At 42.7% G+C, this 6,540-nt stretch carries 5 protein-coding genes; 1 reads left to right on the plus strand and 4 read right to left on the minus strand.

Annotated elements, in window-relative coordinates; translation table 11 throughout:
- Positions 1-9: 9 nt before the first annotated feature.
- Positions 10-429: a hypothetical protein gene (locus AC5JM2_RS32225; protein ID WP_495839665.1), complete on the plus strand. Its 420-nt coding sequence runs from the start codon at positions 10-12 to the stop codon at positions 427-429.
- On the opposite strand, the gene AC5JM2_RS32230 is transcribed toward AC5JM2_RS32225, so the two are convergent.
- The 4 genes from AC5JM2_RS32230 to AC5JM2_RS32245 all read right to left on the minus strand — a co-directional run bounded on the left by AC5JM2_RS32230 (position 363) and on the right by AC5JM2_RS32245 (position 5,832).
- Positions 363-911 carry an NUDIX hydrolase gene (locus AC5JM2_RS32230; protein WP_495839682.1) on the minus strand — a complete coding sequence of 183 codons (549 nt, stop codon included), beginning with the start codon at positions 909-911 and terminating at the stop codon, positions 363-365. The two genes, AC5JM2_RS32225 and AC5JM2_RS32230, sit on opposite strands and share 67 nt — an antisense overlap.
- A gap of 211 nt (positions 912-1,122) precedes the next feature.
- A complete protein-coding gene (locus AC5JM2_RS32235) occupies positions 1,123-2,880 on the minus strand; it encodes a hybrid sensor histidine kinase/response regulator (RefSeq protein ID WP_495839667.1) in 1,758 nt (585 codons plus the stop codon).
- A 158-nt stretch (positions 2,881-3,038) separates the two neighbouring features.
- On the minus strand, positions 3,039-3,518 hold the full coding sequence (locus tag AC5JM2_RS32240; protein ID WP_495839669.1) for a response regulator: 480 nt from the start codon (positions 3,516-3,518) through the stop codon (positions 3,039-3,041).
- 67 nt (positions 3,519-3,585) lie between these two features.
- Positions 3,586-5,832 (minus strand): ATP-binding protein, encoded by a 2,247-nt coding sequence (locus tag AC5JM2_RS32245; RefSeq protein ID WP_495839671.1) that lies wholly within the window; start codon positions 5,830-5,832, stop codon positions 3,586-3,588.
- Positions 5,833-6,540: the final 708 nt, after the last annotated feature.

Here is a 6,540-nt window from a genome sequence, read left to right on the forward strand (position 1 = left end):
GGGATTGGATTGAGATATGACTATAAACAAGAGCGATCGCTATTAGTAAAGACGAAAACTACGACAATGTTACTTCCACCAAAATTACAAAACTTGCCCTATAGTCTCCCAATTGAAGGTGCAGTTCGCATCGAATTAGTTGAGGGAATTCTTATCTTTCGAGCTTCTAGTACTGTACAAAATCGTATTGAAGAACTCTTGACAAAACAACAAAGTTCTCCACTGACTTCGGAAGAAGAACACCAACTCGACTTTTACGAAGAAATTGACAATTACTTAAGTTTTATTAATCGGACTGTTCGTAATGCTTTCTTGACACAGGCGATTAGCTGGTGTTTAGTGGATGAAAATAACCCTCAAAATCAATCTAGAAAATTTAGCCCCAAGGAAATCGCCGCAACAGTTCCAGAAACAGAAATTTCACCTTGAAGGATTTTTTCTCTAACTGATTCTACTGGAATCAGAACAACTTCTATTTCTTCTGTAATATCTAACTTTTGTTCTCCGGACTTAATCACATTTTCTGCTAAGAATAAATGTATTTTATTTGTATCTTTACTAGGGTTATCATATAGTGTTGCTATTTTTGTGACTTTTTGTGCAATATAGCCAGTTTCCTCTTGCATTTCTCTGATTGCTGCAGCTTCAGCACTCTCTTGTGCTGGGTTGAATAAGCCAGCGGGGAGTTCTAACAAAAATTCACCCACTGCGTGCCTATATTGCCGCACAAAAACAATTTCTTTAGTACTAGTGATAGGTAAAATTAGAGTTATTTCTGGTCTGACATTGACGAAATAATCATCTATAATTTGACCATTAGGCAATTCTATTTCATCTTGCCTGACTTTGCACCAGTAATTATCCAAAACCATTTTGGAGTGCAAAAGCTTCCATTTTTTTAAGTTTGTCATGAAAATAGAGTGGATACCATAATTTCTAAAAAGATCATATAGCAATCCTAAATGATTCAAGGTGGGCACTGCCCACAACGTAAAAATAAGGGTTTGAGCGAAGGGTAAACAGTGCCCAACGCCAGATGCTCCAAGCCGGGAAACCCGGACGCCAGACGCCTACGGAGGGAGACCCTCCTGCAGCGCTGGCTCTCCAACGCACTGGCTCCCCCTACAAAAATTGCTCCTCCCTGCCCCCTTCTCCCTGCCCCCTTCTTCCTCCCTTTGTACAGTTTTTCGGTAAACTGACAGTTACCTTTGTTCCTTGCCCTTGTTGGCTTTCTACTGTAATCTCGCCGCCATGCAACTCGACGCAAGCTTTGACAATAGCTAATCCTAAGCCGGTTCCGGGAATTGCGCCAACGTTACTTCCTCGACTAAATGATTCAAACAAGTGTTGTTGATCCTCAATAGGTATGCCAATTCCTTGATCTTTGACATCAAAAATGGCGTGTGAATCATTCCCCATGAGGTAAACTTCAATATTGCCACCATCTGGCGAGTACTTGATCGCGTTCGATACTAAGTTAACCAGAATTGCCCGCAAAAGTTTTTGATCGCCCCAGAAACCCCTAGTGTTACCTGTAATTTTGAACGTTAATTGATGGCGATCATCGCTAATGATCTGTCGCTGTTCCTCAATGATGTCTGAGCAAAATTGCAGCAGTTCAAATGGATATGGCGTAAACGTTGCTTTGCCGAATTCAAATGTGGAAATCATCAGCAAGTCGTCTATCAGCTTAGTCATTAGTCTTGCCTTATCTTCAATCAGTCGCAAGAACTGCTGGTGTTTAGTCTGATGCAGCTGATTGCTATGTTGCAAGAGTGTTGACGCAGCCGCAAGGATGGAGGCTAAGGGATTTCGATATTCGTGAGAAACTGTGGCGACAAATTGGGATTTAAAGGCGTTGAGTTGCTTTTCGTTCTCCAGAGCCACCAAAGCCTGGGTTAGCTGTTGGGCTTGTTGGATGGCGATCGCCAAATGTCCAGCCAATTGATTAAAAATCTCTACTTCATCCGTCAGCCACTGTCGTACTTTAGAATCTTGACAAGCAACCAATAATCCCCAAACTCTGGCTCTAGATTCGTCTTGCTCTTTGAGTAAAATGGGAACGAGCAAATATGCCTGAGTCGCCTTTTTCCGATTGTGCGAAACGATGATTGACGCTTCACCTTGCGCCTGAGTGCTTGCTTTTCCAATTTCCCAAAGATTGGATTGGTTATTTTTGAGAAGCAAAGCGGTGAATTGCTGAATGGGTTCGCAGGATAAGCTACTTACCCCAGCCTCACAAAGCTTCGTCAGATAGGGCTTTGCGGATTCCGTTATTTCGTGAGTGTCTGAATTTGGGCGAACGTTGTATATTGTCACACTGTCGCATAACAGCAGTTGTTGCAATTCTTTTACAGTCGTCTGCAAGATTTGCTCCAGGTTTAGTGACTGACGAATGCGCAGGGCGATACGTGTAGCGTCTAGCCTTGGGCTTATCGCCGCTGCTGTTAATTGCTGGGGTTGGTGTCTTTTACTGAGCTGGTTTTGCTGCTGTGAGTGTTGAATCACATTGCGGACAGTCATTTGCAGGACATCTGGTTCTATATCTTGCTTCACCAGGTAATCCTGAGCACCCCGCTTCATCGCTTGTACAGCAATGCGTTCATCACCTTGTCCAGTTAACATAATCACAGGGAGTGGGGAATCTAATCGTTGCAGTTTGAGTTCATCCAAAAACTCTAGCCCGCTCATATCAGGAAGGCAAAAGTCGAGCAGAATCGCATCGCAATGTTTTTTCTGGCAAAGCGCAAGTCCTACCTCTGCCGAGGATGCTTCTAAAATCTGGTAGGAATGGTGAGGATCGCTTAAAAGATATTCACGATAAACTTCTCGATCCTCCATACAGTCATCGGTGATTAGGAGTGTCCAGACGTCTGACATAAGAGGAAAACAAAGCAATCTCTTTGCCTGGTGTGAAAGCCACAAGTTTTTGATTATAAAGAAAATCTAAAAGAAACAGTGGAAAATTTTCTTTTAATACTCCTAATCATATCAAATCCTTTCAACGAGAAACGTGAAATTTCTTGTTTATAAGGGGTTTAGGGTTTTGTATGTGGGGTTTTATGAGCCGAATTTGAAGTGGGTGGTGTGTTTGATTCCAACCAGTAGTTCACAAATGCCTGAACTGTTTTCTCCAGTTCACTAGAGTCTATTGGCTTGATCAGATAGCCATTTGCCCCTTTTTCATAACAGAATTCAACATCTCTCGGGTTTGAGGATGTCGTAAAAACAATAATTGGGATTTCCTTAAAATTCTGGTCTTGCTTAAGTTGCTCTAGCACATCGCGACCATCGGTGCCTGGTAAATTCAAGTCGAGCAAGATGATGGAGGGACGTGGTGCAACATCTAGATTATCATAGTCGCCTTCTTTATAAAGGAAATCTAAAACTTTATCTCCGTTTGTACACCGGTAGATCGGATTTTGAACATCCATTTGCTCCATGAGCACTTGCAGCACCTCAAAATCCTCATCACTATCTTCAGCGATTAGCAAAGGGCAGCACTGCTTTGTCATCATTCGTGTCATTAAAACTTGATGTTATTTTTATTTACATAAATTAACAAAAATTATAAAATAGAAATGATCACAAAGTAAAATAAAATGTAGATCCTATACCTACGGTAGACTCCACCCAAATTTGTCTGCCGTGACGCTCGATAATCTTTTTGGTAATTGTCAATCCTGCCCCTGTACCGCCACCATACAGATTTTGCTCGTGTAGTCGTTTAAACAATCGGAAGATGGTTTCGAGATGTCGTGCTCGAATACCGATGCCGTTATCTTGTACGTAGAAAGTGATTAGGGAGTGAGGGAGTGAGGGAGTGTGGGAGTTAAAGGAAATATCCCTCGCTCCTTGCCTCCCTCCCTCCTTTTGTTCCAAATAGCCAATCGAAATCCATTGTTCTGCTTTATCGTTGTACTTAAAGGCGTTGCTGAGCAGGTTCATGAACACTTCGTTGATCAAGATAGGATCACACACAACCGTAGGCAACAGCCGGGGAATGCGAATATCAGGTTGAATGTCTTGATGGCTGACGCGCAAATCCTCAAGCACTTGGTTGACTAATTGGTTAAGATCTGTAGGTACAAGATGGAGTTCCGCTTGTCCGAGTCGCGAGAACTTGAGCAGAACATCGATCAGCGACTCCATGCGACGAGTCAGACGGATTAAGGTTTGTAAGCGGTTTTTACCCACCTGATCCAGCACCGACTCATAACCTTTCAACAACAGCATCGAGTAATTATGAATACCTCGCAAGGGTTCCTTGAGATCATGAGAGGCGGCATAGCTAAAAGAATCTAGCTCCTGGTTGGTGCGCTCTAATTCCTGGTTAATTCGGGCTAACTCATCTGCTTTATTGAGAACAATACCAACGATCGCACTCCTAAGATCCAGCGCCTGATCCAATTCACACGCTTTCCAAGGTAACGAGGTTAATCGAACAGTTTCTTGCCATTTTTCAAACGATTGGCGGGGAGACAGAGTGACACTACCATCTGTTGAAATCGTTATAGATGCATTCGGATCACCTGCCCAGTTTACTGTTTGCAGAACTTCTGGGCGAAACCAGAGGATGTAATACCGTCGGACTTTAGAAATTTGCAACAGCACTAAGCCACTGGCAACATCTTTGAACACAACAGCTTCCGGATAAAGCTTTGGCAGTGAATCGGTATGAAACAGGGCATCTTTAACTTGAGTATCTGCCCATTGGATGAGAACGCGAACCTGCTCAACCGTTGGCGTTACCCCAACCAGCGTAATTTCATCCTCCAAATAGATAGCAGATCCAGTGGCGTTTACCAGATCTAGCAGTCGAGGGGCGGGATTGACAAGAGCTTCTTTAAGATTATCGACTTGAGAAATAGATTCAACAAACTCAGATTGCAAGGATCTAAGTTTGATAATATAATCCAGTTCTTCAGAATTGACTTTCTTAGCTAATTCCAACGACACGAATTCCCCCAACAACTCGCAGGCTTCGCGGACTTCGTAGGGAACATACTTGGGTGTCTGATGATGACAAGCAATTAATCCCCAAAGCTTTTGATTGTGAATCAACGCGATCACCATAATGGCTGCTACGCCCATGTTTTGATGGTATTCAACGCAGCACGGATCAACGCCTCGAAGAACCGCAAGGCTAAGATCGAGGCGTTGTTGCATCAACGGATCACAAGCCGCTACTAACGAAATCGACTGTGCTGTTAAATCAGGAATAAATCGCAGCAAACCGCGTGCATATAACGCCCGAACTTGCTCTGGAATATCCGTCGCAGGATAGTGCAACCCCAGATAGGAGGGTAAATCATCCCGCTTTGCCTCCGCCATCACAGTACCTGCTTCGTATTGGTCAAATTGATAGACCATGACTCGATCAAATTCAGTGATTCTACGAAGTTCTTGAGTTAACAAGTGAAGAAATTCGTGACTGCTGGATACTTGTCGTAGTTTGGCGATCGCTCTTCGCACGAAAGCAGGCACACTAAATAAACCTAACGGTAATGTTGGTTCTAACTCAAGGATGATGAAATTCTCTGTTCGATGAACTAAACCGTTAAAAGAACGCTCACTTACCAAGATGGATTCTTGAAGTTTTATGGGACTCGCACTGTCAATTAAGTGCAAACTCTGTCTAATTGCATCAACAACTTGGACATCAAGCAGCGTACTTAAGGATTGATTAAGCAAATCTTCAGAAATGCCAAACTGCTCCTGGATATTAGCGCTCACACAAACAAGTGTTAGTTCCGGATCACTCAGCACCAGAAGGATACCATGAGGCTGAATTGAACCAGAAAAATGAATGGGTTCAAAATAATGATTCATAAAGCCTCACGGTAATAGGTAATGGTGATTTTAGATCCACTCTTAGCTTGACTGATTAATCAAAAAATTAAGCAAATCTAAAAAAAGTATTAAATTATTTTACAAAAAGATCGAGACAGAGCAATCCGGATGAAACAATATAAACAAAATATTAAATTTTTTCACACAGGGGGTAGAGGGCAATGTTTGTCAACTCTTCAATGCTGTATTTGACTTGGTCTGTAATTGAGAATACCTCAAGTAGCGAGCTGCTTAACCTTACAGATACAGCGTTAATCAGGCTGCTCCTAAAACAAATTGCCGCAAAAATGCTGCTGAGTGGCGAGGAAGTCTGTGCATTGTATGATTATATTGGCTCTAGAACTCCACTAATCCGTGATATTGCTGACTCCCGTCTTGTCTCAAACACGTATCCAATATAGGGGAACAGGGAACAGTGAACAGTGAACAGTGAACAGTGAACAGTGAACAATGAACAGAGTCAGCGATTTCTTGACTCCCCTTAACTTGATAACCCTTCGGGTTCGCAGTCGCCTACGGAGGGAGACCCTCCTGCAGCGCTGGCTCACTGATAACTGATAACTGATAACTGTTTTAAGAAGGGGATTTAGTTTCGCGAATTATGTTGCTAGCGCTCTTAACCGCTAGTTAAAAGCTCCTAAGAAACACATTCGGTAGGTGTGGAAATAGGGATGAGTTCTAAGCCAA

The organism is Brasilonema angustatum (assembly GCF_059505445.1).